This is a genomic window from Bosea sp. (in: a-proteobacteria) (assembly GCA_023910605.1).
Lineage (GTDB): Bacteria > Pseudomonadota > Alphaproteobacteria > Rhizobiales > Beijerinckiaceae > Allobosea.
Genome location: JAAVVV010000001.1, coordinates 3,053,701 through 3,080,499, shown reverse-complemented (window position 1 = coordinate 3,080,499; position 26,799 = coordinate 3,053,701). Strand labels below are relative to the sequence as shown.

Sequence of the window (26,799 nt, the reverse complement as noted above, 5' to 3'; positions counted from 1 at the left end):
GCGGCGTGCTGGCGGGCTATCGCCCGTGCCCATGTCCGATCCCGCCGCCGACCGCCTTGCCAGCCTTGCCGCGCTGATGCCCGCACTGCGGGGTCGTCTGCTGGCCGGCCAGCCTCTCGCGCCGCTCACCTGGTTCCGCGTGGGTGGGGCGGCGGAGATCCTGTTCACGCCGGCCGATGAAGCCGATCTCGCCTATTTCCTGGCTGCCTGCCCGCAGTCGCTGCCCGTGCAGGTGATCGGCGTGGGCTCGAACCTGATCGTGCGCGATGGCGGCGTGCCGGGCGTGGTGGTGCGGTTGTCGCCGCGCGGCTTCGGGCAGGTGGCCACCGAGGGTGAACTTGTGCGTGCCGGTGCGGCCGCGCTGGACAAGCGCGTGGCGGAGGTCGCGGCTGAGGCCGGGCTTGGCGGCCTCGAGTTCTACCATGGCATTCCCGGCACGATCGGCGGCGCCGTCACCATGAATGCCGGCGCGAACCAAGGCGAGACCAAGGATGTGCTGGTCGAGGCCCGCGGCGTGCTGCGCGACGGGCGCATCGTGACCCTGAGCCATGCCGATCTGGCTTTCGCCTATCGCCGATCGAACCCGCCGGCGGGGATGATCTTCACCGAAGCGCTGTTCAGGGGGCGACACGAGCCGGGACAGACGATTCGCGAACGCATGGCTGCGGTCCAGCATCACCGCGAGACTGCTCAGCCCATCCGCGAGAAGACCGGCGGCTCGACCTTCAAGAACCCGCCCGGACAATCTGCCTGGAAGCTGATCGACGCGGCCGGATGTCGTGGCCTGCGCAAGGGCGGGGCACAGGTGAGCGAGATGCACTGCAATTTCCTGATCAACGCCGACGATGCGTCGTCCGCCGACATCGAGGCGCTGGGCGAGGAGGTCCGCGCCCGCGTCATGGCGCATAGCGGCATCGAGCTGCAATGGGAGATCAAGCGGATAGGGACGGCCTGAGCCGCCCCTTCAGATCCGTGCAGCGCAAGTCAGGTCAGCGCTGCGCCAGCCGTCGCTGCGTGGTGAAGGCGATGACGATCAGCATCGCCGCCAGGCCCATGAACCAGACATGGTCCGGCACGCCCACGGGAGCCTCGCCTTCCCGAGCGTCCAGACGCTCAAGACATTGGCCTGCACCCAGCCGAAGCTGAGCCCGTAAAGCACGCCGCCGACGAGCATGCCGACAGCGCCGACCAGGGCGTGCAGGCTGCCGGCACCGATGGCCCCGCCGGATACCTGCGACAGCGAGGTCGTGATGCCGATCAGCTTGTTGACCAGGACGAAGACGGCGATGCTCAGGACGCCTATCCCGGCTCCGACCAGATAGGGCCGCGAGCCGGCATTTGCCGGCAGCGCGACCGGATGATCGAGGCTGATCGCGCTCATCACGGCCTCCTCAGCGGGGCGTCGCGCCGCTGAGGGGGCAAGTGCTGAGCCCCAGGAGCGTGTAGGCGGGGCACCAGCCCAGCAGGCCCGTGGCGAGCGGCACGACGCCGATCAAGCCGGCCCACCACCAGTCGCCGCCTGACAGAAAGGCGAAAGCAAGCAAGGCAATGCCGGCTGCGATGCGAAGGATGCGGTCGATGGTTCCAATGTTCGTGGTCATGGCGGTGCTCCGGTTCCGATCGATACAATCTTACTTATACATTCTGATGTATGAATGTGTTTGATCGTGATCAAGGGGCGGCGACCTCACGGGCTCTTGCCGCGCAGTCTTGATGAGCTTGCTGTCCGCAGTGAACGCGACATGGCCGCCGGCGTCGAAGCGTGCCGGCAGGTTTGAGGTCGGCTGCGCGGCGCGCCTGGGCTCTTATGGTTAACCACTCCCTAAGGTCTGCGGGTGCACATTCCCGCTTCGGGATTCGGGTGATGGAGAGCGCTGACCCTCATGGCGAAGCATGTGGCTGTATTGATGGGGGGCTGGTCGGCAGAACGACCCGTCTCGCTCAACTCGGGCAGGCAGATAGCCGATGCGGCTGAAAGCATCGGCTATCAGGTCACGCGCATCGACGCCCAGCGCGACGTGGCCGAGGTGCTGTCGCGGCTCAGGCCCGATGTGGTGGTCAACTGCCTGCACGGGCCGTGGGGCGAGGATGGCTGCATCCAGGGCGTGCTGGAGGTCCTGGCGATCCCCTACACCCATTCCGGCGTGCTCGCTTCGGCTCTCGCCATGCACAAGGCGCGGGCGAAGGCGGTGGTGGCCGCGGCTGGCGTGGATGTAGCCGCCGGCGTGGTGGTCAGCCGCTTCGAGGCCGCCAGGCGCCATGTCAGGCAGCCGCCCTATGTGATCAAGCCGGTGGATGACGGCTCGTCCATTGGCATCGTCATCGTCAAGAAGGACCGTTCCCATCCGCCGCAGGAACTGGCGCGCGAGGATTGGCCCTGCGGCGACTGGATGCTGGCGGAGGAATTCATCCCCGGCCGGGAGCTGACCTGCGCCGTCCTTGGCGACAGGGCGCTCGACGTGATCGAGATCACCACCTCGACCGGCGATTTCTACGATTACGATGCGAAGTACGCTCCGGGGGGCTCGATCCACATCCTGCCGGCTCCTCTTAAACCGAAAATTTACCAACAGGTTCAAGAGTGGGCGTTAACGGCGCATCAAGCAATCGGCTGTCGCGGCGTGAGCCGCTCGGACTTCCGTTATGACGAGGACAATGATCGCCTTGTCTGGCTGGAGGTCAACACACAGCCCGGCATGACGGCCACGAGTCTTGTTCCCGAGTTGGCGGCCCATGCGGGCCTTGAGTTTGGCGAGTTGGTGCGATGGATGGTGGAGGACGCCTCCTGCGATCGTTGACGATGGCGCTCTTCGGAGTGCGGTCCCAGCGCGTTCGCCCGGGAGACATCGATGTGCCGCTGCTTGTCGGCGAGCGCTCGGGGCGCAGGGCCCTGCTGCTCGGCCTGTGGCCATTCGGCTCGCGCGCTTCCGTGACGCTGCCGCTCCACGAGCGCGTCTCGGGCAAGCTCTTCCCCATGGCAGCGCTCGCCGCTCTCGGCGTGATCGTCTTGTCCGGCCTGGCGCGCGGCGGGCAACTCGATACCTTCCGCGAGCGCTTCGGCGAACCGCACCATGTGGCGGCGCGGCTGATCGGCCTCGGCATGGATCGGGTCACGATTTCCGGAGTGGTCGAACTTGAGCCGACCGAAGTGCTGCAGGCCGCCGGCGTCAGCCCCAGGGGCTCGCTCGCCTTCTTCGACGTCAACGCGGCGCGGACACGCCTCGAGGCCCAGCCGCTGGTGCGCGAGGCCACTGTTCGCAAGCTCTATCCGGGCGAACTCACCATCCAGATCAAGGAGCGCGAGGCCTTTGCGCTCTGGCAGCTCAACGGCGAGATCTCGATCATCTCCTCCGACGGCACCGTGATCGACAAGTTCCGCGACGGCCGCTTCGCGCATCTGCCGCTCGTGGTGGGTCCGGGCGCCAACAAGCGTGCGCGGGACTATGTCGCCCTGCTCAATGAAGCGGGATCGCTGCGCGGTCAGATCCGCGGCGCGACGCTGGTGTCCGAGAGGCGCTGGACGCTGAAGCTCACCAATGGACTCGACGTGCGCCTGCCGGAAGAAGACCCGGAGGCGGCGCTCCGCCGGCTCGAACGTCTTTCAAGAGAGCAGAAGCTGCTCGACAAGGACGTGATCGCCATCGACCTGCGGCAGCCTGACCGCATCACCGTGCGCCTGACCGAGGAAGCGGCGGCAGCCCGCTCCGAAATGCTGAAGAACCGGCCCAAGCCGAAGGGAGGCGCGGCATGAGCCTGTTCTCCCAGGGCCTGACGCCGCGGTTGCGCCCGCTCTCCTTGCGCAAAAGCGCAACCTTGTCGGTGCTGGATGTCGGCACCAGCAAGGTCGTGTGCCTGATCGCCGAACTCCAGCCGACCGAAAGCAGCGACCGCCTGCGCGGACGCACGCATCTGGCCCGCGTCATCGGCATTGGCCACACCCGCTCCCTTGGCCTCAAGGGCGGCGCGGTGGTCGATCTCGAAGCGGCCGAGCGCTCCATCCGGCAGGCCGTTGACGCAGCCGAACGCATGGCGAAGGTCGAGGTCCAGTCCGTCATCGTCAACCAGACCGGCGGCCGGCTCGGCTCCCACAGCTTTGCAGCCAGCGTCGATCTTCGCGCCGGCTCGGTGGCTGATCAGGACGTGCGGCGCGTGCTCGCCGCAGCCGCTTCGCATTCGGTGCGTCCGGGCCGCGCCGTGCTGCACGCGCTGCCGACGGGCTTCGCGCTCGACGGCCAGCCCGGCGTGACTGATCCGCGCGGGCTGATGGGCCGCTCGCTGGCCGTCGACATGCATGTGGTCACGGGCGAGGGCTCGGCCGCGCGCAACCTGATGCTTGCCGTCGAACGCTGCAATCTTTCCGTTGAAGCGGTCGTCGCCACGCCCTATGCGTCCGGCCTCTCCGCCCTTGTCGATGACGAGGCCGAAATGGGCGTGGTGCTCGTCGACATGGGCGGCGGCACGACCTCGATCGGCGTCTTCTCGCAGGGCCACCTGATGCATGTCGATGGCGTCGCGGTCGGCGGCCAACACATCACCATGGATCTGGCGCGCGGGCTCTCGACCAAGGTCTCCGCGGCTGAACGGCTCAAAACGCTCTATGGCGGCACGATCGCCGCCGCATCCGACGAACGCGACATCATCACCGTCCCGGCCGTGGACGAGGATGAGCGCGACCATCAGAACCACGTGCCCAAGTCGCAGCTTATCCGCATCATCCGGCCGCGCGTGGAGGAAATTCTCGAGCTTGTCCGGGACCGCCTGAAGGCTGCCGGCGTTTCCAGCGATGCTGGGCGCAGGGTCGTCCTCACGGGTGGAGCCTGTCAGCTCACGGGCCTGCCCGAACTGGCGCGATCGGTTCTCGGAGGGCCGGTCCGCATCGGCCGGCCTCTCGGAATCAAGGGCCTGCCCGAGGCCGCGAAGGGCCCCCCCTTCACCGGCGCGGTCGGACTTCTGGTGTATCCGCAAGTGGCGCATATCGAGCATTTCGAGCCGCGCTCCTCGGGAGGTCATCTCGCGACCGGTACGGATGGAGGCTACTTCACCCGTGTCGGCCGATGGCTGAAGGACAGCTTCTGAACGAAGCAGGCCCGGCCCGCGTGGCGGCGGACCAGGCTCAGTACGGCGGATCGTGGCGGCGATCCTCCCGGAACGACAACAAGAAGAGGCGCTTGCCGGGCGTCGCAATGTGAGAGAGGCCAGAGCGATGGCGATGAACCTGCAAGCCCCGGACATCCGGGAACTCAAGCCCCGGATCACCGTGTTCGGTGTCGGCGGCGGTGGCGGAAACGCCGTCAACAACATGATCAACGCCGGCCTTCAGGGCGTCGATTTCGTCGTGGCCAACACCGACGCGCAGGCTCTGGCCATGAGCGCCTCCCAGCGAATCATCCAGATGGGCCTTCAGGTCACGGAAGGCCTCGGCGCCGGCTCGCAGCCGGAAGTGGGCCGCGCGGCGGCCGAGGAAGTGATCGACGAGATCCGCGATCACCTCGCCGGCGCGCACATGGTCTTCATCACCGCGGGCATGGGCGGGGGCACCGGCACGGGCGCCGCCCCGGTCGTGGCCCGGGCCGCGCGCGAGCTGGGCATCCTGACCGTGGGCGTGGTGACCAAGCCCTTCCAGTTCGAGGGCACGCGCCGGCTTCGCATGGCCGATGCGGGCATCAACGAGTTGCAGGCCTCGGTCGACACGCTGATCGTGATCCCCAACCAGAACCTGTTCCGCATCGCCAACGAGCACACCGGCTTTGCCGACGCCTTCGGCATGGCCGACCAGGTGCTCTATTCCGGCGTCGCCTGCATCACCGACCTGATGGTCAAGCCCGGGCTCATCAACCTCGACTTCGCCGACGTCCGCGCCGTGATGCGCAGCATGGGCAAGGCGATGATGGGCACCGGCGAGGCCTCGGGCGAGAAGCGCGCCGAGACGGCCGCGCAGGCCGCCATCTCCAACCCGCTGCTCGACGAAGTGTCGATGCGCGGCGCGCGGGGCCTGCTGATCTCGATCACCGGCGGGCGCGACATGAAGCTCTACGAAGTCGATGAAGCGGCCACCCGCATCCGCGAGCAGGTCGACGAAGAGGCCAACATCATCGTCGGCGCCACCTTCGACGAAAGCATGGAAGGCGTGATGCGCGTCTCGGTCGTCGCCACGGGCATCGACCAGGCGTCTTTCCAGATCCAGCCCGAAGTCTCCGCCATCGACAAGCGCATCGCCGAAGTGGCCGAGCGGCTGAAGGCGGAAGCCAGGCTGCGCGCCCAGTCCAGCGCCGCCGCGCCCCCGTTCCGTCCGGCATCCCCGATCGTGACCACGCGGTTCGCGCCGCAGGCTGTGGCTCCCCAGCCCGAGCCGCAGGCCACGATCATTGCCGAGACCGTTCGGCTCGAGCCTGTGCAGCCGCGCGTCGTGCTCGCGGCCGAGCCGCCGGCACTGACCGTCATGGCGCCGCAGCCCGAGGAATCGCTGGCTGCACGGCAGGAAACCTTCATCCCGCCGCAGGCCGAGCGCATCAAGCCCGCCCGCCTGCCGCGCGTCGAGGACCTGCCGCTCCCGGCGCAGAACCAGCTCGCCGCGCGCGCCGTTCCGCCCGCGCAGCAGGCCGGACAGTCCGCCGACCAGAAGCGCATGTCGCTGATGCAGCGCCTGGCTTCCGTAGGCTTCGGCCGCAAGGACGAGGCCGCACCTGAAGCGCAGGCTCCGGCGCGCCCCGCCATGCCGGCCGCCGCTCCTGCGGCCGCGCCTTCCGTGGCCCATGCCGAATACATGCGCCGGCCCCAGCAACCTGCCGTTCCGCGTACGGCTGAAGGCCAGCTCGACTCGCGAGGCCGCGCTTCGGCGCCGCGCGGGATCGAGGATGACCAACTGGAAATTCCGGCGTTTCTGCGGCGGCAAGCCAACTGAAACATGGCCTGAAAACGGCTGAATTGACGATTGGTTAACCTTCAACCACCTCAAGCGAGGTGGTTGAAGGCATCTTAACAAACCCTTGATTATTGTAATCAAATTTGGCGAAGAAAATAAGTTTGCTATTGTAACAGAGCGATAAAAACCGTGATTTTGCCGATGCTTCGCGAGGGGTTAGTTTGGTCGTGCTGGCTGAAGGCGCAACGAGTCGGTTGCGGTGAAGCGGGACATGATCCGGACGCGAGAAGCGGCATCAAGCCGCGCCTGGCCGGAGCAGAAGGGACTGACCGATGACATCTGGACGCCAGGCAACAGTGCGGGACGCGATCGTGCTCGCCGGATATGGTGTCCACACAGCCGGTCAGGCCACGCTCGTCATCCGTCCCGCTGGCGTGAACCACGGCATCGTCTTCCTCCGCAAGGGCCTTGATGACGGCATCGAGCGGCGTATCCCGGCCCGTTACGGCAATGTCAGCATGACCGAACTCTGCACCGTTCTGGGCGATCCCGGATACGGTGCCGTGTCCACGGTCGAGCACATCATGGCCGCGCTTTATGGCCTTGGTGTGGACAATGCGCTCGTCGAGATCGATGGCCCCGAAGTGCCGATCATGGACGGCAGCGCCGAGGCTTTCGTCGAGGCGATCCGCGAAACCGGGCTGGTTTACCAGCGTGCGGCGCGTCGTTATGTGCGCGTGCTGCGCAAGGTGTCGGCCTCTCGCGGTCAGTCCATGAGCGAATTGCTGCCGCATGACGAGGACGGACTTCGTTTCGACGTCACCATCGATTTCGACTCGCCCGTCATCGGCCAGCAGCGCCGTGTGCTCGACCTCAACCCCGAAAGCTTCGTCAACGAAGTGGCGCGCGCCCGCACCTTCGGCTTCATGCGTGACGTCGAGATGCTGTGGAAGAACGGCTTCGCCCTCGGCGCCTCTCTCGAGAACACCGTGGCGATCGGCGACGAGGCCGTGATCAACCCGGAAGGGCTGCGCTACGAGGATGAATTCGTGCGTCACAAGCTTCTCGATGCCGTGGGCGACATCGCGCTTGCCGGCCTGCCCATCATTGGCCTGTTCCGCTCGCATTGCGGCGGCCATCGCCTGAACATCGCGGTGCTGCGCGAGCTGTTCTCCGATCCGGCCAATTTCGCGATCGTCGAGGGCAAGGATCATGTCGCCTCGCGCCGCGTGCAGATGGCGGCCGCGGCCTACGCGCCGTCCCTGAGCTGAGGCCGGAAGGACCGCGTTTTCCGGCTGTTTCCAGAAACGGGCTATGCGGGTTCCTCGCATTCGCTGTGATCTCCATTGTTGTCTGGCTGCACGCCCCTGGCGACGAGCCTGCCGGATGTCATGATTTGGCCACAGCGCGGCTCAAAGCGGGTGCGCGGAGGGCGGCAGGCGGCCAGTCCAGCCGCGTTCGCCTGAGGCGGCCGCCGCGGCGCACCGGATCGAGACGCTGGTTGGAACTCGGATTGAGACTTGGCTAAAGCGCCTTGCATGGGTTACATGCTGCGCATCATGGATGGGGCGGCGCGTGCCGCCGATCGAGGCGAACCGGAATGGCTCACGTGAGAATCGCGCAACTGCTGGTGTTGGGTGTCGCGCTTGGTCTGGGCGGCTGCGATACGGTGGCGTCGCTCAATCCGTTCGACAGCACGGCGCGCTACAAGCAGGAAGTGCTGCCCGATGTCGCTCCCGAAACGCTCTACAATCAGGGCCTCGCCCGGCTGGAATCGGGCGACTCGGAAGGCGCTGCCAAGGTGTTCAGCTCGATCGACCGTCAGGCGGCCTTCTCGCCGCAAGCGCGTCGCGGGCTCCTGATGACTGCCTATGCGCATTATGAGGGCAAGCGCTATGACGAGGCCATCAATGCCTCGCGACGCTTCCTGCAACTGCATCCCAGCGACAAGGATGCCGCCTACGCGCAGTACATCCTGGCCATGTCGAATTTCGAACAGATCCCGGATGTCGGCCGCGACCAGGAGCGCACCGAGCGCGCTCTGGTCTCGCTGCAGGAGCTGATCGACCGCTATCCGCGCTCCGAATACGTCGTGGACGCGCGCGAGAAGATCCTGTTCGCGCGCGATCAGCTGGCGGGCAAGGAAATGAATGTTGGCCGCTACTATCTCAAGCAGCGGAATTTCCCTGCCGCGATCAACCGCTTCCGCGATGTCGTGTCGAAGTATCAGACCACGCGTCATGTCGAGGAGGCGTTGATGCGCCTCACCGAGGCCTATCTCGCGCTCGGCGTGACAAACGAGGCGCAGACGGCTGCGGCCGTGCTCGGCCACAACTTCCCGGACAGCCCCTGGTATCGCGACGCCTATACGCTGCTACAGTCGGGCGGGCTCGAGCCGCGCGAACAGCAGAGCTCGTGGATCAGCCGCGCATTCCGCGGCGTGGCGCGCACGGTCGGGCTCAATCCCTGAGCGAGCCATGCTCGCCCGGCTTCTCATTCGCGACATCGTCCTCATCGATCGTCTGGAGCTGAGCTTCTCTGGCGGCTTGAGCGTGCTCACGGGGGAAACCGGCGCCGGCAAGTCCATCCTGCTCGATGCCTTCGCGCTTGCGCTGGGCGGGCGCGGCGATGGCTCTCTGGTGCGCCATGGCGAGGCGCAGGGCCAGGTGACGGCGGTCTTCGACCTTGCCCCTGATCATCCCGCCCGCGCGCTCGCCGCAGGCCATGACATCGACATCGACGGCGATCTCATCCTGCGGCGCGTGCAGGTGGCTGACGGGCGCACCCGCGCCTTCATCAACGACCAGCCTGTGTCCGTGCAGGCGCTGCGCGGCATCGGCGCAAGCCTTGTCGAGATTCACGGCCAGCATGATGACCGGGCGCTGATCGAGCCCGAGACCCACCGGGCGATGCTTGACCTGTTCGGTGACCATGCCGCGCTGGCCCATGCCGTGGCAGAAGGCTGGCGCGCCTGGCGCGAGACGCGCGGCGCGCTGGACCGGGCGCGGGCGAGGGTGGAGGCAGCGCGCAAGGAGGCCGATTTCCTGCGCCATGCCGCCGAGGAGCTGGCGGCGCTGGCGCCCGAGGCGGGCGAGGAGGCGCGCCTTGCGGAGCGCCGCGCCCTTATGATGCAGGCCGAGAAGGTGACCCGCGACCTCGCCGAGGCCGCCGAGGCCCTGAGCGGCCAGGGTTCGCCCATTCCGGAGATTTCATCGCACATGCGCCGGCTCGAGCGACGCGCCGCGCAGGCGCCGCAGCTTGTCGAGGCCCCGATCAAGGCGCTGGAGGCCGCGCTGGTGGCGTTGGACGAGGCTTCGTCGACCCTCGAGGCGGCCTTGCGCGCCGCCGAGTTCGACCCGCGCGAGCTTGAAACCTGCGAGGAGCGGCTCTTTGCGCTGAGGGCCGCCTCGCGAAAGTATGATGTGCCGGCCGATGAGCTGGCTGCCCTCCAGGCGCGGCAGGTGGCCGAATTGGCCGCGCTCGATGCAGGGGAGGAGCAGCTCAAGACGCTCGAGGCGGAGCTCGCGATGCGGGCCGCGCGGTTCAAGGCAGATGCCGGGGCGCTGAGCGCTGCCCGCCGCGCCACGGCGCTGAGGCTTGACGAGGCCGTGAACCGCGAGTTGCCGCCGCTCAAGCTTGAGCGCGCCCGCTTCATCACCGAGCTCACGTCGGACCCCGAGAGCTGGAGCGCCAGCGGCATCGATCAGGTCGAGTTCTGGGTGCAGACCAATCCGGGCACGCGGGCCGGTCCGATGTTCAGGGTGGCGTCGGGTGGCGAGCTTTCGCGCTTCATGCTGGCCCTGAAGGTGGTGCTGGCCGACAAGGGCTCGGCGCCGACGCTGATTTTCGACGAGATCGACACAGGCGTGGGCGGAGCGGTCGCGGACGCCATCGGGGACAGGCTCGCCCGTCTCGCCGCGCGGGTCCAGGTGGTGTCGGTGACGCATGCGCCGCAGGTGGCGGCGAAGGCTCAGCAGCATTTCCTGATCTCCAAACATGCGGTGACGCCCGAGCGCGTGGCGACGCGGGTTTCGCCGCTGGCGCCGACCGAACGCAGCGAGGAGCTGGCCCGCATGCTCGCTGGCGCGACCATCACCGACGAGGCGCGGGCTGCGGCCCGGCGGCTCCTCGACAGCGCGTTGGCCAGGCGCTAGGGCACGTCATGGCCGCCTCCAACCTGCCCGCTCCCAACCTGCCCGCCTCATCGCCTGCTGAACCCGCACCTTCGGAGGATGCGGCTGCGCGCCGCGCCGCCGCGCCCGATACGCTCGATCCCGTCGCGGCGGAGGCGGAGCATGGCGATCTGTTGCGCCTGATCGCTGAGGCCGACGAGGCCTATCACGGGCAGGACACGCCGGTGATGAGCGATGCGGCCTATGATGGCTTGCGCCGCCGCGCCGAAACCATCGAGGCGCTGTTTCCGGCGCTCAAGGCGAAGGGGCTGGCGCTCAAGGTCGGCGCCAGGGCGCAGGAGCGCTTTCCCAAGGTGCGCCATCGTGTGCCGATGCTCTCGCTCGCCAACAGCTTCAGCCAAGCTGATGTGGCGGAGTTCGTGGGCCGGGTGCGCTCCTTCCTCGGGCTTGGGCCGGGGGAGCCTGTGGCTTTCGTCGCCGAGCCGAAGATCGACGGGCTGTCGCTCTCGCTGCGCTATGAGAAGGGCCAGCTCGTGCAGGCCGCGACGCGCGGTGACGGCGAAGAGGGCGAGGATGTCACGGCCAATGCCCGGACGATAAGCGAGATCCCGCGCCAGCTTGCCGGCGCTGTGCCGGCTGTCTTCGAGGTGCGCGGCGAGGTCTATCTCGGCCATGCCGATTTCGCCGCGATCAATGCCCGCCAGCGCGAGGCGGGCGAGCGGGAGTTCGCCAACCCGCGCAATGCGGCGGCAGGCAGCCTGCGCCAGCTCGATGCGCGGATCACGGCATCACGGCCGCTGCGCTTCTTCGCCTATGCCTGGGGCGCGCATGAGGCGCTGCCGGCGGAAACGCAGTTCGGCGTCGTCGAAGCGTTCCGATCCTGGGGGCTGCCGGTCAACCCGCTGACCTTGCGCTGCGATGGGGTGGAAGCGCTGCTGGCGCATTATGCCGCCATCGAGGCGCAGCGCGCCATGCTCGGCTATGACATCGACGGCGTGGTCTACAAGGTGGACCGCATCGATCTTCAGCGCCGGCTCGGCTTTGTGGGGCGTGCGCCGCGATGGGCGACGGCGCACAAGTTTCCGGCCGAGAAGGCGCGCACCCTGGTCGAGGGCATCGACATCCAGGTGGGCCGCACCGGCGCGCTCACGCCCGTCGCCAAGCTGAAGCCGGTGACGGTCGGCGGCGTCGTGGTCTCGAACGCGACCTTGCACAATGCCGACGAGATCGCGCGGCTGGATGTGCGCATCGGTGACATGGTGGTGGTGCAGCGCGCGGGCGACGTGATCCCGCAGGTTGTCGAGGTGGTGGCGGAGCAGCGCCCGGCAAGCGCCGAGGCCTATGTCTTCCCGCATGTCTGCCCGTGCGATCTGAAAACGGAGGTGGTCCGGGAGACGACGGCGGCCGGCTTGGAGAGCGTGGTGCGCCGCTGCACGGGCGAGTTCGCCTGCCCTTACCAGCGCATCGAGCACCTCAAGCATTTCGCCTCCCGCCGCGCCTTCGACATCGAGGGGCTGGGCGACAAGCAGATCGAGTTTTTCTTCGAGAAGGGGCTGATCCGCGAGCCTGCCGACATCTTCACCCTCGCGACGCGCGATGGCGCCGAGGGCAATCTCCAGCGTATCCGCAACTTCGAGGGCTTCGGCGAGGTTTCGACGCGCAAGCTCTTCGCGGCGATCGGGGAGCGGCGGGCCATCCAGCTCGAGCGGCTCATCTTCGCGCTCGGCATCCGCCATGTCGGCGAGACGACGGCCAAGATGCTGGCCCGCGCCTATGGCTCATGGTCAGCCTTTGACGCCGCGTGCATGCGTATCGCAGTCGGCGATGCCGAGGCGGCGGCGGAGATGGACGCGATCGACCAGATCGGGGAGAGCGTGATCGCGGCGGTGCGCAGCTACTTCGCCGAGGCCCATAATCGCGCCATCGTGGACCGGCTGGCGGCGCAGCTCACCATTGTCGATGCCGAGCGGTCTGCATCGGATTCGCCGGTTGCGGGCAAGACTGTGGTGTTCACCGGATCGCTGGAAAAGATGACGCGCGACGAGGCCAAGGCGATGGCCGAGCGGCTGGGGGCCAAGGTGTCGGGCTCGGTCTCCAGGAAGACAGACCTTGTCGTGGCCGGGCCGGGAGCGGGCTCGAAGCTGAAGGCGGCGGCCGAGCTTGGCGTTGCGGTGATCGACGAGGACGCCTGGCTGGCGCTGGTGGGCGGATAGGGGCCTTTGGGCGCGGCCCCATGGGGGAGGAGGTGCGACCGCTCTCGCGGCCGGCGCTGCGTTACGCCTCCGCTTCCTCGCGGAGCATTTCGAGGCGAAGCCATTCATCCTCGCTCTCGGCCAGGCGGGCCTGCGTCAGGACGAGCGCTTCGAGGGCCTTGTTGAAGCGGGCCGGATTGCGCTCGAACAGCCCTTCCTCCGCCAGCAATGCGTTGAGCTTGTCGATGTCGTGATGAAGCTTGACGATCGTGGCCGGCAAGGTATCGAGCGCATGGCGTTCCTTGAAGCTGAGCTTCGCCTTCGCCTCGCGCGGCGCCGCCGCACTGGCCTGTGCAGAGGCGCCCTTGCCTGTCGTGGACGGCTTCGGCGCAGGCGGCTTGCGCGCCGCCACGCCTTCGCCGCGCTGGGTGACCATGTCGCTGTAGCCGCCCGCATAGGTCGTGAAGCGGCCATCGCCCTCGGCCATGATCACGGCGTTGACCGTGCGGTCGAGAAAGTCGCGGTCATGGCTGACCAGGATGACGGTGCCCTGATAGTCCGCGATCATCTCCTGCAGGAGGTCGAGCGTCTCGAGGTCAAGGTCGTTGGTGGGCTCGTCCAGCACCAGAAGGTTCGAGGGCCTGGCGAGTGCCCTGGCCAGCATCAACCGGCCGCGCTCGCCGCCTGACAGCACATGGATGGGCGTGCGCGCCTGCTCGGGCGTGAACAGGAAGTCCTTGAGGTAGCCCATGACGTGCTTGCGCTCGCCGCCCACGTCGATGAAGTCGCCGCGGCCGTCCGTCATGGCTTCGGCAAGTGTCCATTCCTCCTTCAGGCTGTCGCGGCGCTGGTCGAGCGTGGCCAGAGCGGTCGCCGGGCTGAGGATGATGCTGCCGGAATCGGGCTCCAGCCCGCCGGTCAGCATGTTGATGAGGGTTGTCTTGCCCGCGCCATTGGGCCCGACGACGCCCACGCGCTCGCCCCGTGCGATCCTGATCGAGAAGTCGGCCACGATGGGCCTGCCGTCGTAGGCCTTGGCGATGTTCTTCGCCTCGATCATCAGCTTGCCGGCGCTCTCCGCCTCGGTGACGGTCAGCGTCACATTGCCCTGGGCGCGGCGATAGGTGCGGGCTTCCTCGCGCAGCGCGTGCAGGTTGCCCAGCCGTCTGACGTTGCGCTTGCGCCGCGCCGTCACGCCATAGCGCAGCCAGTGCTCCTCATTGGCGATTCTCCGGTCGAGCTTGTGCCGCTCGGCCTCTTCCTCTTCGAGCACCTTGTCGCGCCATGCCTCGAAGGAGGCGAAGCCCTGATCGAGCCGGCGCGCCTTGCCGCGATCGAGCCAGATGGTGGCGCGCGACAGGCTCTCCAGAAAGCGCCGGTCGTGGCTGATGAGCACCAGAGCGCTTCTGGATTGCGCCAGCTCCTGCTCGAGCCAGGCGATCACCGGCAGATCGAGATGGTTGGTCGGCTCGTCGAGCAGCAGAAGGTCGGGCTCTGGCGCGAGCGTGCGAGCCAGCGCCGCGCGGCGCGCCTCCCCGCCGGAGAGCTGCGCGGGATTCTCATCGCCGGTGAGGCCGAGCTGTTCGAGAAGATAGCTCACGCGGTAGGCGTCGTCGCCTGGCGCAAGACCGGCCTCGGCATAGGCGCGCGTCGTGGCGAAGCCCGCGAAATCGGGCTCCTGCGGCAGGTAGCGCATGGTGACGCCCGGATGCACGAAGCGCTGGCCGCGCTCCGGGTCGATCAGCCCCGCCGCGATCCTGAGCAGCGTTGACTTGCCCGAACCGTTGCGCCCGATCAGGCAGATGCGGTCGCGCGGGGCGACGGAGAGTTCCGCGCCGTCGAGGCAGGGGTAGCCGCCAAAGCCGTGCCGGACGTCCTTGAGCGTGAGGAGAGGGGGTGCAGCCATCGCGCCCAAGTGGACCGGGGCGCTGCGTTTTGCAAGGTTCGGCTTTGCTGCGCCGTGCGCCCGGCCGGCATCTTGCCTAAATTGCGAAGCCCACGTATCACAGCGCCATGATGTTTGATGACGCCCTGCCGCGCCCTGCCGCCTGCGATCGCCTCGCAGGTCTGGCTGCGCCTGCGTCGCTTCTTTCCGGCCTGCTTCTTATCGGCCCCTGAGGGCCGTCCGGGCATGCCTGGGCTCTCAGGGGACGAAGCGCAACCAGCTTTCCGACGAGACCCCCTGAACCCATCCGCCGCGCGCCGCCAGACCACAGCTCCGTGAAGCAGCCGGCAAGCCCTGAGGACAGATCCATGGCCAAAGACCGCGTCGTCATCTTCGACACCACCTTGCGCGACGGCGAACAGTGCCCCGGCGCCACCATGACCTTCGAGGAAAAGCTCGAGATCGCCGACATGCTCGACGCCATGGGCGTCGACATCGTCGAGGCGGGCTTCCCCATCGCCTCGATCGGTGATTTCGAGGCCGTGAACGCCATCGCCAGGCGCCTCAGGCGCGCCACGGTGGCGGGCCTGGCCCGCGCCATCAACGCGGACATCGACCGTGCCGGCGAGGCCGTGAAGGTCGCCCAGCGCGGGCGCATCCACACCTTCGTCTCGACCTCGCCGATCCATCTGGCGCACCAGATGAAGAAGACGGAAGCGGAAGTGCTCGACATCATCGCCGCGACGGTGGCGCGGGCGCGCAACCTCGTCGAGGATGTGGAGTGGTCCGCGATGGACGCAACCCGCACGCCGATCGAATATCTGTGCCGCTGCGTGGACACCGCGATCAAGGCCGGCGCCACCACCATCAACCTGCCCGATACGGTCGGTTACGCCATGCCGGACGAATATCGCCGCATGTTCGCCGATGTGCGCGAGCGCGTGCCCAACTCCGACAAGGCGGTGTTCTCGGTCCATTGCCACAATGATCTGGGCGTCGCGGTGGCCAACTCGCTGGCCGGGCTCGACGGCGGCGCGCGCCAGATCGAATGCACCATCAACGGCATCGGCGAACGGGCCGGCAATGCCGCGCTGGAAGAGGTGGTGATGGCGATCCGCACGCGCGGCGACGTGCTGCCCTACGAGACGGGCATCGACGCGCGCATGCTGACGCGCGCCTCCAAGACCGTCTCCACCGCGACCTCCTTCCCCGTGCAATACAACAAGGCGATCGTGGGCCGTAACGCCTTCGCCCATGAGAGCGGCATCCATCAGGACGGCATGCTGAAGAACCAGTCCACCTACGAGATCATGACGCCGGAATCGGTGGGCGTGCAAAAAACCTCGCTGGTGATGGGCAAGCATTCGGGCCGCGCCGCCTTCAAGGACAAGCTCAAGACGCTTGGCTACGACCTCGGCGACAATCAGGTCGAGGATGCCTTTGTGCGCTTCAAGGCGCTCGCGGACCGCAAGAAGCATGTCTATGACGAGGACATCGAGGCGCTGGTGGACGACAACATCGCCACTGCGCATGACCGAGCCAAGCTGGTCTCGCTGTCAGTCATCGCCGGCACGCGGGGACCGCAACGCGCCACGATGAAGATCGAGATCGACGGGCGCATCGTGACCGAGGAGGCGGAGGGCAATGGCCCGGTGGACGCCACCTTCAACTGCATCAAGGCGATCATGCCCCATGAGGTCACTCTGGAGCTATACCAGGTCCATGCCGTCACCGAGGGCACGGACGCGCAGGCGGAAGTCTCCGTGCGCCTCAGCCGTGACGGCAACTCAGTGACCGGGCGCGGTGCCGACCCCGACACGCTTGTGTCATCGGCGCGGGCTTATCTGATGGCGCTCAACAAGCTCGAGGCGCGTGGGGCGCGGGTGCATCCGCAAGCTGCGGAGTAAGCGCTTCGTGGACCTGCCCCGCCCCGGCCCGCAGGGGCGGGATGCGGTGCGGCCGATGGCGTCGTCCGTTCTGATCCTGCCATAAAGCCAGCCCTTTCCCGTTCCGCCTCGCGGGGCGGGCAGGGGCGGGGCATTTCACAGAAGACAACATGCCCATCGCCCGCAAGCACCTTCTCGTCCTCGCCTGGATGCTCGGCTCGCTCGTCTCCTTCGCGGGGGTCGCGCTGTCGGTGCGGGGCCTTCAGGGCGCGATGACCGTTTTCGAGATGCTGGCGATCCGGAACATAGGCGGCCTTGTCATCCTCGCCGGCATGATGCTGCTGGCGCCAAACCCCCAGCAGACCGTCCGCATGGCGCGCCCGGCCATCCACGGACTGCGCAACGTCGCCCATTTCATCGGCCAGGCGCTGTGGGTCTATGGCGTGACCGTGCTGCCGCTGGCGACGGTGTTCGCCATCGAGTTCACTACGCCAGCCTGGGTGGCGCTGTTCGCTGTCTTTTTCCTGAAGGAGCGCATGACGCTACCGCGCGCCATCGCCATCGCGCTGGGCTTCGCGGGCGTGCTCATCATCCTCAGGCCCGGCATGGAGAGCTTCCGGCCCGAGGCGCTGGCTGTGGTGATGGCGGCTGTGTTCTTCGGCGTCCAGATCACCACGACGAAATTCCTCACGGGCTCGAACGCGACATGGACCATCATGTTCTGGATGAACCTGATGCAATTGCCGATGAACATGGTGGCGAACATGGCTATGGGCCACTCGCCGCTGATCGTCGGCAAGCTTGATCCTGCGCTGTGGCTGCCGGCGCTGGGCATCGCCGTCACGGGCTTTCTCGCGCATTACTGCCTCACCAACGCCTTCCGCCATGGCGACGCGACATTGGTCATCCCGATCGATTTCCTGCGCGTGCCGCTGATCGCGCTGATCGGCTGGATGTTCTATGCCGAGACGCCGGAATTGCCCGTGCTGCTGGGCGCCGCTGTCGTCATCGGCGGGGTCTGCGTGAACCTCTTGGCCGAAGCGCGGGCCAACAAGGCCCGCAATCGCGGCGCCTAGGCTGACTTACGCTCATGGCGGGAGGGGCAGGCCGCGATCGGGCTTGACCAGGCCCATGACAAAGCTCGACCGCACATCAGCCACGCCCGGCAGCGTCAGCAGCCGGTTCATCGCAAACTCGCCATAGGCATCGAGATCGGACGCGACGCAGCGCAGCAGCAGGTCCACCTCGCCCGAGAGCGCCCAGCATGCCACCGCCTCGTCGAAGAGCTTCAGCCGCTCGACCAGCCTCGTGCGCCAGCCTTCTTCGGGCATGTGCCGCTGCTGACCAACCAAGCCTATGCCGATTTCATCCAGGCCTATGGCGAGGCAGGCCTCAAGGCGCGCGACGCGGACGAACTCAAGCAACTGGCGCAGCTTTACTGGTACACGGTCGAGTTCGGGCTCATCGCCACAGGGGACGGCATGCGGATCTTCGGGGCGGGGATCGCCTCATCGCCGGGAGAAACGCTCTTTGCGCTGGAAAGCGCCTCGCCGCACCGCATCGCTCTCGACCAGGGCAGGGTGATGCGTACCGATTACCGCATTGACGATTATCAGGAGAGCTACTTCGTCATTGAGGCGTTCGACAAGATGCCCCCGCTTGACGGGGCCTCGCTCCGCCGCGTGCGCAAGGCCATCGCCGGCCAGCGCATGCTGGCGCCGGCTGAGATGGAGCCGGGTGACCGCGTGATCGCGACCGGCGACGGCGCCTACCACCGAGCGAAGCGGGCGGCGTGAGGGCTCAGACCGGCTTCTTCTGCTCGTCCCAAAAGATCCACACGCCCGCAGCCACGATGATGACGGCGCCGATGAAGGTGGAGGCGGGTGGCACGTCACCGAAGACCAGATAGCCCAGGATCACGGCCCAGACGATCAGGGTGTACTGATAGGGCACCACTGTCGAGGCGGGGGCAAGCTTGAGCGACTTGTTGGTGAAGATATGCGCGAACAGCGCCACCACGCCCAGCATGCCGAGAAGCGCATAATCCCGCAGGCTGGGCTCCACCCAGCCAAAGGGGGCCAGCACCGCGCCCAGGGCGAGCGCGGCGCCCGTTTGCCAGAACACCAGCGTTGTGTCGGGCGTGCCCTTGAGCTGGCGGGTGATGATCATCATCCCGGCGAAGGCCAGCGAGCTGGCGATGGCGATCAACGCAGGCCAGCCGAAGGCCGCGCCGCCGGGGTTGAGCGCGATCAGCACGCCGAGAAAGCCTATCGCGATGGCGATCCAGCGGCGGGGGCTGATCGTCTCGCCCAGGAAGGGCCGGGCCAGCAGCGCCACATAGATCGGGCCCGCGAGATAGAAGGTCACGGTCTCGGCAAGCGGCAGATAGGTCAGTGCCCAGTAGAAGAAGGCGATCTCGAGCGTGGACATCGCCACGCGCAGCGCCTGGAGCGCAGGATGGGGCGGGTTCAGCACCGTGCCCAAGCCCTCGCGCGCCACGGCAGGAGCCAGCACGGCCATGGCTGCGATCGAGCGGATCAACAGCAGCTGGCCTACCGTATAGGTGGCGACCAGCCATTTGCCGATCGCATCGTTGACCGAGAACAGGAACATGCCCGACAGCATGAACAGGATGCCTGCCAGGACCGGCCGCGACGTCATCAGGGTGCGCATGGAGCCTCAACGCGTGAGCGATGCCGTTCCGATAGCGAAGGGATTCGTGGCTGTCACCCTTCGGCAGCGCTGACTGCCAGGCCGGCCATGTGCCAGGCCGGAGACGCCATCGCCCCCATCCCCCCGGCGCTGCCCATTGCGAAAGCGCTGGACACGGCGCAGGGGCTTTGCTACTGCCCACCTCGTCGCGCGGAGGTGTCACCTCCGCGTCACTGTTTCGGCGGGTTGCAGCGCAACCACGTCGCTGGCGGGTGATTAGCTCAGTTGGTAGAGCAGCTGACTCTTAATCAGCGGGTCGTAGGTTCGAGCCCTACATCACCCACCAAATATTTCAGTGACTTAACCCCTCCTATTCATAAGCGGCCTGTTTCGGGCGGCCTTGCATCCGTTTCCTTGTTCGGGGAAAGCGTTGGCGTTGCGTGGTTTCACTGCGGCGTTGAGCGCGCCCGCTCCTTCGGGGCGGTCGGCGCGATGGAAGCCTGCGTGCTGGCTTGCTGGCGTTGCGCGGACGGCGGCCGGAGCATGGCGGCCTGATCGCGATGACGCCTAACGCCTCGCCCGGCGTTTTCTTTTCGGCGTGAAGCCTTATGGTCCGGAGCCGTTGACGCCATTCCGGGCCGAGGATGTCAATGACCGAAAAGTCCTTGCTGCTGAAGAACGCGCTCGTGCTCGCAACGATGGATGATGCGCGGCGTGAGATCGCCGACGGCGCCGTTCTGGTCAAGGGCCGGCAGATCATGGCGGTGGGCACGACGGCCGAGGTCATGGCCGGACTGGAAAGGACCGCCGACGAGACCATCGACCTCAGCGGCCATGTGCTGCTGCCCGGTCTGGTGAACACGCATCACCATATGTTCCAGTCGCTGACGCGCGCCACGCCGGGGGGGCAGGACGCCGAGCTGTTCGGCTGGCTGACGGCGCATTATCCCATCTGGTCGCACATCACGCCCGAGATGATCCGCATATCGGCGATGACGGCGATGGCCGAACTCGCGCTGTCAGGATGCACCACTTCGAGCGACCATCTTTATCTTTATGTGAACGGCTCGCGCCTCGACGACGCGATCGAGGCGGCGCAATCCGTCGGCATCCGCTTCCATGCCGCGCGGGGCGCGATGACGGTCGGCGTCAGCAAGGGCGGGCTGCCGCCGGACGCCATCGTGGAGGAGGAGGGCGCCGTCCTTGCCGAGATGCAGCGGCTGATCGAGGCCTGGCATGATCCGGAGCGCTTCGCGATGCTCAGGATCGTGCTGGCGCCGTGCTCGCCCTTCACGGTCAGCGACGACCTGATGCGCGAATCGGCGAAGCTGGCGCGCGCCCATGGCGTCTCGCTGCACACGCATCTGGCGGAGAACGACAATGACGTGGCCTATTCACTGGAGGTCTATGGCAAAACGCCGGGGCGTTATGTCGAGGATCTGGGTTGGATCGGGCCAGATGTCTGGCATGCGCACTGCGTGAGGCTCGATGACCACGCGATCGACCTGTTTGGCCGGACCGGAACCGGCGTGGCGCATTGCCCATGCTCCAACATGCGGCTCGCATCCGGCATCGCGCCGATCGGTCGGATGCGGGCGGCCTGCGTGCCGGTGGGGCTCGGCGTCGACGGTTCCGCCTCGGCGGATTCCGGCCATCTGCTCGGTGAGGCGAGGCAGGCGATGCTGCTGGCGCGCGTGGGCTTCGGTCCTCAGGCGATGACGGCGCGGCAGGCGCTGGAGCTGGCGACGCGCGGCGGGGCGAAGGTGCTCAACCGCGACGATATCGGGCAGATCACGCCGGGCCATGCCGCCGACATGGTGGCCTTCGACGTGCGCGGGCTGGACTTCGCCGGCGCGCAGGCGGACCCGCTCGCGGCGCTGGTGTTCTGCACCCCGGCCAAGGCGAGCTGCAGCGTCATCAACGGACGCATCGTGGTGCGCGATGGCCAGCTCGTCACGCTCGACGTGGCGCGCCATGCGCAGATTCACAACGCTGCGTCACGACGGCTGCTGACCAGCGCCGGCCTCGCCTGAGACGCAAAGCCAGACTTCAGCGCAGAACGTTGACCGTGGCGCCGACAGGAACGCGGGCATGCAGGTCGATGATGTCCTGATTGATCAGGCGGATGCAGCCGCTGGAGACACTCTGCCCGATGCTCCAGGGCTCGTTCGTGCCGTGGATGCGGTAAAGCGTGTCGTGGCCATTGGCATAGAGATACAGCGCACGCGCGCCGAGCGGGTTCGCCGGGCCGCCCGGCATGCCGCCGGCCCATGGCCCGTTGCGCTCGGGATCGCGGCGGATCATCTGGGGGGTCGGCGTCCATCCCGGCCATTCGCCCTTGCGCTGGATGGTGGCGCGGCCGCGCCATGTCGCGTCGTCACGGCCGACGCCCACGCCGTAGCGGATGGCCTTGCCGCCCGGTTCGACGAGGAACAGGTGGCGGCGCGCGCTATCCACCAGAATGGCGCCAGGTTGCTCGGGGCCGTCGTAATCCACAAGGCGGCGCAGATAGCGCGGGTGGATCCCGCTGACATCCACTGCGGGCACCTCGAAGGGCTCGTCCGGGACGGCCGCATAGATCTCTTCTGGCCAGAACGGGTTGTCGTCCCGGCGCCGCCGCACAAGCAGACGCTCGCGTTCCATCTCGGCGCGGGAGGACTGACAGGCTCCCAGCAGGGCCGGCGCGGCCAAGGCCAGCCCGAGTATCAGCATGCGGCGGCGGTCGGAGCGCGCGGGCGCGCGAAGGGGATCAGGCGAAACCAAGTCTGATGGCATTGCGGTGGAGGTTCTCTCGCTGAAGCTGGCTGCAGCCACGACAGCCGCAGGCGCCTCGAAAGACGAGGCATTCCTGCCATCAACCCGCCACCAGGACGTTTGTTTCAGCCAGGCTCCGTGGCAGCGCGGCTCAACCCAGCAGCGCTTCGAGCCTGAGCCGCGCGATCCGCTCGATCTGGTCGAGCGCCGTGGCGAATTCGGTGTCCGCATCATGGGCGAGGCGCGCCTCGAAGGAGGCGATGACATCGGCCTTGCTGCGGCCCTTCACGGCAATGATGAAGGGGAAGCCGAAGCGCGCCTTGTAAGCGTCATTGAGGGCAGTGAACCGCGCCTTCTCGTCTGGGGAGAGCTGGTCGAGCCCGGCGGAGGCCTGCTCGGCGGCGGATTCGGGCGTCAGCATGCGCGCCGCAGCGAGTTTTCCGGCCAGGTCGGGGTGGGCGAGGATGAGGCTGCGCTGCTGCTCGGGCGTGCCGGCGCGCATCGCCTTGCACATGGCGGCATGCAGGCCCGCCGCGCTGTCCTGACCGCTGGTTAGACCTGCGGAAAGCGTGGCCTCTGCGACCCAGGGCGAATGTTCCCAGACCGCGCCGAAGCGCTCGATGAACAGGGCCGGCGGCACGGCGGACGGGCGATATCCCCCGGCTGGCGGATGATGGCGCACCCAGTGCCGCGCGATGTCGAGCCGTGTAGCGACCCAGGCCTTGTCATGTGCCTGAACGTAATCGAGGAAACGGGCGAGGGCAGCGGCGCGGCCCGGCCGGCCGACAAGGCGGCAGTGCAGCCCGATGGACATCATCTTCGGCGCAGTCTCGCCTTCGGCATGGAGCAGGTCGAAGCTGTCTTTCAGATATGAGAAGAACTGGTCGCCGCTGTTGAAGCCCTGCGGCGTGGCGAAGCGCATGTCGTTGGCATCGAGCGTGTAGGGCGTGATGAGCTGCGGGCCACGCGGGCCTTCGATCCAGTAAGGCAACTCGTCGGAATAGCTGTCCGCCGTGTAGAGAAAGCCGCCTTCCTCCATGGCAAGGCGCAAGGTGTTGGCCGAGCAGCGGCCCTGATAAAAGCCGAGCGGCCGGCTGCCTGCCACCTCGCGGTGAATGCGGATGGCCTCGAGGATGTGCGCGCGCTCATCCTCGGGCGCATGGTCGCGGTAGTCGATCCATTTGAGGCCATGGGTGGCGATCTCCCATCCGGCCTCGTTCATGGAGGCGACCACATCCGGCGCCTTGGCCATGGCGGCGGCGACGCCATAGACCGTGACGGGCATGTTCCGCGCCATGAACTGGCGCCAGAGCCGCCAATAGCCGGCGCGTGAGCCATATTCGTAGATCGACTCCATGTTCATGTGGCGCTGGCCCGGCCATGGCGCGGCCCCCACGATTTCCGACAGGAAGGCCTCCGAGGCGGCATCGCCATGCAGGATGCAGTTCTCGCCGCCTTCCTCGTAGTTGATGACGAACTGCACCGCGATGCGCGCGCCGTTCGGCCACCGGGGATGAGGCGGGTTCCTGCCATAGCCGGTCAGGTCGCGCGGGTAGGGGGCGGTGGCCGGGTTGAAGAGAGACATGGCGATCAGCTTCCCCGGTATGTGGAATAAGCCCATGGCGAGCAGAGAAGCGGCACGTGATAATGGCCATCGGTTTCGGCGATGCTGAAGCGAACCGGCACGACGTCAAGGAAGGGCGGATTGGCCTGAGCCGCTCCGGTGGCCGCGAAATAGGCGCCGATATGGAACTCCAGCTCGTAGCTGCCGGGTCGATAGCTCTCGCCCAGCATCAGCGGCTCGTCGGTGCGGCCGTCCGCATTGGTGAGGACGTCTTTCATCGGTGCGCGGGCGGGGCCTTCGAGACGGTGGAGCGTGATCCTGACGCCGCGCGCAGGACCGCCCTTGACGGTGTCCAGGACGTGGGTTGAGAGGCGGCCCATGGCGTCGGTCTCCGGCTGTCTGTGAACTTGGATGCTGCAATGACATACATCACGCATGTATATCCTCAAGAAGGACATCATGCAGGTTTCGAAATGGGGAAACAGCCTCGCCCTGCGGCTGCCGAAGGCGCTGGCAGACGCGCTCGGGATCAGGGAGGGCGACGAATCGACCATGGTCGCGCAGCCTTGCCGCACGATCTCGCTCGGCAAGGAGGAAAGGCGGGCCATGGCTGTGGAGGGCCTGAAGGCTTTGAACCGGATCTTTATCGGGGTTGCAGTGGGGCCAGCCGCGCCGCCCGCCATCGAGACCCATCGCCCCGGCGACGACATTGCCCGGAACCATGGCTTCCAGATCGATGACAGCATGATCATCGCCAGCGCCTCCCTTGCAGGCTGCTCCATTCTCCACAACGAGGGTCGCCCAGATGGCGCTGTGATCGCAGGTGTGCAAATCAGAGATCCCTTCAACCTGCCAGATGACTCGTTTTGTGAGCCCGGTCGATGCTTGACGCCTACCTTCTCGAATGGGGATCGCTGCTGCTGCGCTGGCTGCATGTCATTGCTGGCGTCGCGTGGATCGGCTCGTCCTTCTTCTTCATGCACCTTGATGCCTCGCTGAAGACCGCGCCGGATATCCCCGCCGGCAAGGGGGGGCACGCCTGGCAGGTCCATGGCGGGGGCTTTTACGAGATGAAGAAGCATCTCGTTGCTCCTGCGGCCATGCCCGCCGAACTGACATGGCACAAATGGCAGGCCTACTGGACATGGTTCTCCGGCTTCTTCCTTCTGGTCTGGATTTACTACGCGCAGGCCGAGCTCTACCTCATCGACCCGGCGGTGATGGTCCTGCCGAAGTGGCAGGCGGCGCTGATCGGCATGGGCTCGCTCGTGCTGGGCTGGGCTGTCTATGACGCACTGTGCCGCTCGCCGCTGGCGAAGAACGACCTCTGGCTTGCGGTGTTCGGCTTCGGCTTCGTGGTGGCGATGAGCTTCGCCTATGCGCAAGTCTTCTCTGGCCGGGGCGCAATGATCCACATCGGCGCGCTGATGGCCACGATGATGGCCGGGAATGTGCTGATGGTCATCATCCCCAACCAGCGAAAGGTGGTGGCCGACCTGATCGCAGGCCGCACGCCTGATGCAAGGTACGGCAAGATCGGCAAGCAGCGCTCGACCCACAACAACTACATCACGCTGCCCGTGGTGTTCATGATGCTGGCGAACCACTATCCGGTGACCTACAGCAGCAATGCCGTCATTCCGCTCATCACAGCGCTGGTGATCGTGGCCGGGGCGGTGATCCGGCACTTCTACAATGTGCGCCATTCCGACCACGCCCGGTCGCCCTGGTGGGCATGGGCCGTGGCCGCTCTGGCGATCTGGCTCGCCTTCTGGGTGGCGATGGCCTCCTCGCCAGGCGGGCGCGAACGGCTGGGACTGGCGCAGCTCGACGAGCGGCGCGTGCAGCTGGCCGGGCTGTCTTTGCCGCCCGGGCCCGTTTCCGACATCATCACCGGGCGCTGCTCGATGTGCCATTCGCCGACGCCGGGCTGGGCCGGCATCCAGATCGCGCCCAAGGGCGTGCTCCTGCACACGCCCGAGCGCATCGCGCTCCAGCGTGAAGCCATCCGGATGCAGTCCGTGCTCACCCACGCCATGCCGCCCAACAACCTGACCGAGATGACGCCCGAGGAGCGCAAGGCCGTGGCTGCCTGGGCCATGGCGCGCTGAGGAACGGCCAGCCGCCGGGCAGAGCCCGATCGGATCAGAAGGCATCCATCACGCAAGCGTTACCAGCGTGGGGCAGGCGGGGCATGGCCTGCCCCACGCTGGGGGATTGGCCTGCGTGAACCACCAGTCATCTGGCTTGCGTCCCCGCGCGCGGCTTCATCGTCGAGACGGCGCGGGCTGGCATCCTTGTCCTGAACGATGTCTGGCGCCCGTGGCGGAGCGCGACCATCAACGGCCGGGACGCCGGCGCAAGACGCTCAGGCTGCTTGACCGCAACAGAGGCGATCAGGCGCCGGGGTCGCCCTTGAGTCCCGCTGCCGCGATGCCGGCCATGGCGGCGATCTCGTCATTGTCGGACGTGTCGCCCGACACGCCGATCGCGCCCAGCAGGGTGCCGGCCGCATCGCGAACCAGGACGCCGCCGGCGACGGGAATCAGCGCTCCGCCAAAGGCTTGGGTCGCTGCGGAGATGAAATGGGGCCGCTCGCCAGCCATGCGCGCGATGGCGCGCGAGCCGACGCCGAGGCTGATCGCCCCCATGGCCTTGCCGCGCGCTATGTCGGCGCGCTTGAGGCTGGTGCCATCCTCGCAAGCCGCCAGCTTGACCGCGCCGCGGTCATCCAGGATGCAGATCGCGAGCGCATTCATCGATTTGGCGCGCCCTTCGGCAAGCGCTGCGGCGAGGATGGTCTGCGCGTCGGATAGTGTCAGGGGCATGGCGGATCCTTGGGTCGAACTGAAACCTGATCTGCGGATAGAC

The 26,799-nt window shown here is 67.1% G+C and carries 24 protein-coding genes and 1 tRNA gene; 16 read left to right on the top strand and 9 right to left on the bottom strand.

Annotated elements, in window-relative coordinates:
- Positions 1–31: 31 nt before the first annotated feature.
- The gene (gene murB / locus HEQ16_14860; protein ID MCO4055298.1) at positions 32–955 is read left to right on the top strand and encodes a UDP-N-acetylmuramate dehydrogenase; all 924 of its coding nucleotides are present in this window, start codon (positions 32–34) and stop codon (positions 953–955) included.
- A 78-nt stretch (positions 956–1,033) separates the two neighbouring features.
- Here murB and HEQ16_14855 read toward each other — a convergent pair whose 3' ends face one another.
- The gene (locus tag HEQ16_14855) at positions 1,034–1,381 is read right to left on the bottom strand and encodes a hypothetical protein (protein ID MCO4055297.1); all 348 of its coding nucleotides are present in this window, start codon (positions 1,379–1,381) and stop codon (positions 1,034–1,036) included.
- A gap of 10 nt (positions 1,382–1,391) precedes the next feature.
- Positions 1,392–1,601, bottom strand: a complete 210-nt coding sequence (locus HEQ16_14850) for a DUF2892 domain-containing protein (protein MCO4055296.1) — start codon at positions 1,599–1,601, stop codon at positions 1,392–1,394.
- 282 nt (positions 1,602–1,883) lie between these two features.
- Between HEQ16_14850 and HEQ16_14845 the strand changes: the two genes are divergently transcribed.
- The 8 genes from HEQ16_14845 (at position 1,884) to ligA (ending at position 13,208) form a co-directional block, all read left to right on the top strand.
- Positions 1,884–2,798 carry a D-alanine--D-alanine ligase gene (locus HEQ16_14845; GenBank protein ID MCO4055295.1) on the top strand — a complete coding sequence of 305 codons (915 nt, stop codon included), beginning with the start codon at positions 1,884–1,886 and terminating at the stop codon, positions 2,796–2,798.
- A complete protein-coding gene (locus tag HEQ16_14840; protein ID MCO4055294.1) occupies positions 2,765–3,751 on the top strand; it encodes an FtsQ-type POTRA domain-containing protein in 987 nt (328 codons plus the stop codon). Before HEQ16_14845 ends, HEQ16_14840 begins: the two co-directional genes overlap by 34 nt.
- Positions 3,748–5,076, top strand: a complete 1,329-nt coding sequence (ftsA, locus tag HEQ16_14835; protein MCO4055293.1) for a cell division protein FtsA — start codon at positions 3,748–3,750, stop codon at positions 5,074–5,076. Before HEQ16_14840 ends, ftsA begins: the two co-directional genes overlap by 4 nt.
- 127 nt (positions 5,077–5,203) lie before the next feature.
- A complete protein-coding gene (ftsZ, locus tag HEQ16_14830) occupies positions 5,204–6,901 on the top strand; it encodes a cell division protein FtsZ (GenBank protein ID MCO4055292.1) in 1,698 nt (565 codons plus the stop codon).
- A 293-nt stretch (positions 6,902–7,194) separates the two neighbouring features.
- Complete coding sequence (locus HEQ16_14825) at positions 7,195–8,133, top strand: UDP-3-O-acyl-N-acetylglucosamine deacetylase (GenBank protein MCO4055291.1); 939 nt, start codon at positions 7,195–7,197, stop codon at positions 8,131–8,133.
- 329 nt (positions 8,134–8,462) lie between these two features.
- Positions 8,463–9,332, top strand: coding sequence for an outer membrane protein assembly factor BamD (locus HEQ16_14820; protein MCO4055290.1), 870 nt, complete (start codon positions 8,463–8,465; stop codon positions 9,330–9,332).
- A gap of 7 nt (positions 9,333–9,339) precedes the next feature.
- On the top strand, positions 9,340–11,016 hold the full coding sequence (recN, locus tag HEQ16_14815) for a DNA repair protein RecN (GenBank protein ID MCO4055289.1): 1,677 nt from the start codon (positions 9,340–9,342) through the stop codon (positions 11,014–11,016).
- Positions 11,017–11,024: 8 nt separating this feature from the next.
- Positions 11,025–13,208: an NAD-dependent DNA ligase LigA gene (gene ligA, locus HEQ16_14810; protein ID MCO4055288.1), complete on the top strand. Its 2,184-nt coding sequence runs from the start codon at positions 11,025–11,027 to the stop codon at positions 13,206–13,208.
- 61 nt (positions 13,209–13,269) lie between these two features.
- On the opposite strand, the gene HEQ16_14805 is transcribed toward ligA, so the two are convergent.
- A complete protein-coding gene (locus tag HEQ16_14805; protein ID MCO4055287.1) occupies positions 13,270–15,093 on the bottom strand; it encodes an ABC-F family ATP-binding cassette domain-containing protein in 1,824 nt (607 codons plus the stop codon).
- Positions 15,094–15,440: 347 nt separating this feature from the next.
- Here HEQ16_14805 and HEQ16_14800 point away from each other — a divergent pair, with 347 nt between their 5' ends.
- Together HEQ16_14800 and HEQ16_14795 are read left to right on the top strand one after the other, a co-directional pair.
- Entirely contained in the window at positions 15,441–16,979 is a 1,539-nt protein-coding gene (locus tag HEQ16_14800; protein MCO4055286.1) for a 2-isopropylmalate synthase, read from the top strand.
- Positions 16,980–17,128: 149 nt separating this feature from the next.
- Complete coding sequence (locus tag HEQ16_14795) at positions 17,129–18,034, top strand: DMT family transporter (protein ID MCO4055285.1); 906 nt, start codon at positions 17,129–17,131, stop codon at positions 18,032–18,034.
- A 12-nt stretch (positions 18,035–18,046) separates the two neighbouring features.
- Here HEQ16_14795 and HEQ16_14790 read toward each other — a convergent pair whose 3' ends face one another.
- Positions 18,047–18,289: an Lrp/AsnC family transcriptional regulator gene (locus HEQ16_14790; GenBank protein MCO4055284.1), complete on the bottom strand. Its 243-nt coding sequence runs from the start codon at positions 18,287–18,289 to the stop codon at positions 18,047–18,049.
- On the opposite strand from HEQ16_14790, the gene HEQ16_14785 reads away from it, so the two are divergent.
- Complete coding sequence (locus HEQ16_14785) at positions 18,290–18,754, top strand: hypothetical protein (protein ID MCO4055283.1); 465 nt, start codon at positions 18,290–18,292, stop codon at positions 18,752–18,754.
- 4 nt (positions 18,755–18,758) lie between these two features.
- Here the strand turns inward: HEQ16_14785 and HEQ16_14780 are convergent, their stop codons facing one another.
- The gene (locus HEQ16_14780; GenBank protein ID MCO4055282.1) at positions 18,759–19,583 is read right to left on the bottom strand and encodes a DMT family transporter; all 825 of its coding nucleotides are present in this window, start codon (positions 19,581–19,583) and stop codon (positions 18,759–18,761) included.
- 297 nt (positions 19,584–19,880) lie between these two features.
- On the opposite strand from HEQ16_14780, the gene HEQ16_14775 reads away from it, so the two are divergent.
- Both HEQ16_14775 and HEQ16_14770 read left to right on the top strand, forming a co-directional pair.
- A tRNA-Lys gene (locus HEQ16_14775) sits at positions 19,881–19,956 on the top strand.
- 298 nt (positions 19,957–20,254) lie between these two features.
- Positions 20,255–21,643 (top strand): 8-oxoguanine deaminase, encoded by a 1,389-nt coding sequence (locus HEQ16_14770; GenBank protein MCO4055281.1) that lies wholly within the window; start codon positions 20,255–20,257, stop codon positions 21,641–21,643.
- Positions 21,644–21,659: 16 nt separating this feature from the next.
- Here the strand turns inward: HEQ16_14770 and HEQ16_14765 are convergent, their stop codons facing one another.
- The 3 genes from HEQ16_14765 to uraH all read right to left on the bottom strand — a co-directional run bounded on the left by HEQ16_14765 (position 21,660) and on the right by uraH (position 24,308).
- Positions 21,660–22,322: a L,D-transpeptidase gene (locus HEQ16_14765; protein MCO4055280.1), complete on the bottom strand. Its 663-nt coding sequence runs from the start codon at positions 22,320–22,322 to the stop codon at positions 21,660–21,662.
- A gap of 193 nt (positions 22,323–22,515) precedes the next feature.
- The gene (gene puuE / locus HEQ16_14760) at positions 22,516–23,949 is read right to left on the bottom strand and encodes an allantoinase PuuE (protein MCO4055279.1); all 1,434 of its coding nucleotides are present in this window, start codon (positions 23,947–23,949) and stop codon (positions 22,516–22,518) included.
- Between the two features lie 5 nt (positions 23,950–23,954).
- Positions 23,955–24,308, bottom strand: a complete 354-nt coding sequence (gene uraH / locus HEQ16_14755) for a hydroxyisourate hydrolase (protein ID MCO4055278.1) — start codon at positions 24,306–24,308, stop codon at positions 23,955–23,957.
- A 79-nt stretch (positions 24,309–24,387) separates the two neighbouring features.
- On the opposite strand from uraH, the gene HEQ16_14750 reads away from it, so the two are divergent.
- Both HEQ16_14750 and HEQ16_14745 read left to right on the top strand, forming a co-directional pair.
- Positions 24,388–24,927 (top strand): AbrB/MazE/SpoVT family DNA-binding domain-containing protein, encoded by a 540-nt coding sequence (locus HEQ16_14750; GenBank protein MCO4055277.1) that lies wholly within the window; start codon positions 24,388–24,390, stop codon positions 24,925–24,927.
- Positions 24,810–26,039: a cysteine desulfurase gene (locus HEQ16_14745; protein MCO4055276.1), complete on the top strand. Its 1,230-nt coding sequence runs from the start codon at positions 24,810–24,812 to the stop codon at positions 26,037–26,039. The genes HEQ16_14750 and HEQ16_14745 overlap by 118 nt, the downstream gene beginning before the upstream one ends.
- 285 nt (positions 26,040–26,324) lie before the next feature.
- On the opposite strand, the gene HEQ16_14740 is transcribed toward HEQ16_14745, so the two are convergent.
- Complete coding sequence (locus HEQ16_14740; GenBank protein ID MCO4055275.1) at positions 26,325–26,756, bottom strand: heme-binding protein; 432 nt, start codon at positions 26,754–26,756, stop codon at positions 26,325–26,327.
- Positions 26,757–26,799: the final 43 nt, after the last annotated feature.

What these genes read in the sequence shown, in the direction of transcription:
- murB (MCO4055298.1), top strand. Translation starts at nt 32, where the DNA reads ATGTCCGATCCCGCCGCCGACCGCCTTGCCAGCCTTGCCGCGCTGATG.
- HEQ16_14855 (MCO4055297.1), bottom strand. Translation starts at nt 1,381, where the DNA reads ATGAGCGCGATCAGCCTCGATCATCCGGTCGCGCTGCCGGCAAATGCC.
- HEQ16_14850 (MCO4055296.1), bottom strand. Translation starts at nt 1,601, where the DNA reads ATGACCACGAACATTGGAACCATCGACCGCATCCTTCGCATCGCAGCC.
- HEQ16_14845 (MCO4055295.1), top strand. Translation starts at nt 1,884, where the DNA reads ATGGCGAAGCATGTGGCTGTATTGATGGGGGGCTGGTCGGCAGAACGA.
- HEQ16_14840 (MCO4055294.1), top strand. Translation starts at nt 2,765, where the DNA reads ATGGATGGTGGAGGACGCCTCCTGCGATCGTTGACGATGGCGCTCTTC.
- ftsA (MCO4055293.1), top strand. Translation starts at nt 3,748, where the DNA reads ATGAGCCTGTTCTCCCAGGGCCTGACGCCGCGGTTGCGCCCGCTCTCC.
- ftsZ (MCO4055292.1), top strand. Translation starts at nt 5,204, where the DNA reads ATGGCGATGAACCTGCAAGCCCCGGACATCCGGGAACTCAAGCCCCGG.
- HEQ16_14825 (MCO4055291.1), top strand. Translation starts at nt 7,195, where the DNA reads ATGACATCTGGACGCCAGGCAACAGTGCGGGACGCGATCGTGCTCGCC.
- HEQ16_14820 (MCO4055290.1), top strand. Translation starts at nt 8,463, where the DNA reads ATGGCTCACGTGAGAATCGCGCAACTGCTGGTGTTGGGTGTCGCGCTT.
- recN (MCO4055289.1), top strand. Translation starts at nt 9,340, where the DNA reads ATGCTCGCCCGGCTTCTCATTCGCGACATCGTCCTCATCGATCGTCTG.
- ligA (MCO4055288.1), top strand. Translation starts at nt 11,025, where the DNA reads ATGGCCGCCTCCAACCTGCCCGCTCCCAACCTGCCCGCCTCATCGCCT.
- HEQ16_14805 (MCO4055287.1), bottom strand. Translation starts at nt 15,093, where the DNA reads ATGGCTGCACCCCCTCTCCTCACGCTCAAGGACGTCCGGCACGGCTTT.
- HEQ16_14800 (MCO4055286.1), top strand. Translation starts at nt 15,441, where the DNA reads ATGGCCAAAGACCGCGTCGTCATCTTCGACACCACCTTGCGCGACGGC.
- HEQ16_14795 (MCO4055285.1), top strand. Translation starts at nt 17,129, where the DNA reads ATGCCCATCGCCCGCAAGCACCTTCTCGTCCTCGCCTGGATGCTCGGC.
- HEQ16_14790 (MCO4055284.1), bottom strand. Translation starts at nt 18,289, where the DNA reads ATGCCCGAAGAAGGCTGGCGCACGAGGCTGGTCGAGCGGCTGAAGCTC.
- HEQ16_14780 (MCO4055282.1), bottom strand. Translation starts at nt 19,583, where the DNA reads ATGCTGTCGGGCATGTTCCTGTTCTCGGTCAACGATGCGATCGGCAAA.
- HEQ16_14770 (MCO4055281.1), top strand. Translation starts at nt 20,255, where the DNA reads ATGTCAATGACCGAAAAGTCCTTGCTGCTGAAGAACGCGCTCGTGCTC.
- HEQ16_14765 (MCO4055280.1), bottom strand. Translation starts at nt 22,322, where the DNA reads ATGCTGATACTCGGGCTGGCCTTGGCCGCGCCGGCCCTGCTGGGAGCC.
- puuE (MCO4055279.1), bottom strand. Translation starts at nt 23,949, where the DNA reads ATGTCTCTCTTCAACCCGGCCACCGCCCCCTACCCGCGCGACCTGACC.
- uraH (MCO4055278.1), bottom strand. Translation starts at nt 24,308, where the DNA reads ATGGGCCGCCTCTCAACCCACGTCCTGGACACCGTCAAGGGCGGTCCT.
- HEQ16_14750 (MCO4055277.1), top strand. Translation starts at nt 24,388, where the DNA reads ATGCAGGTTTCGAAATGGGGAAACAGCCTCGCCCTGCGGCTGCCGAAG.
- HEQ16_14745 (MCO4055276.1), top strand. Translation starts at nt 24,810, where the DNA reads ATGCTTGACGCCTACCTTCTCGAATGGGGATCGCTGCTGCTGCGCTGG.
- HEQ16_14740 (MCO4055275.1), bottom strand. Translation starts at nt 26,756, where the DNA reads ATGCCCCTGACACTATCCGACGCGCAGACCATCCTCGCCGCAGCGCTT.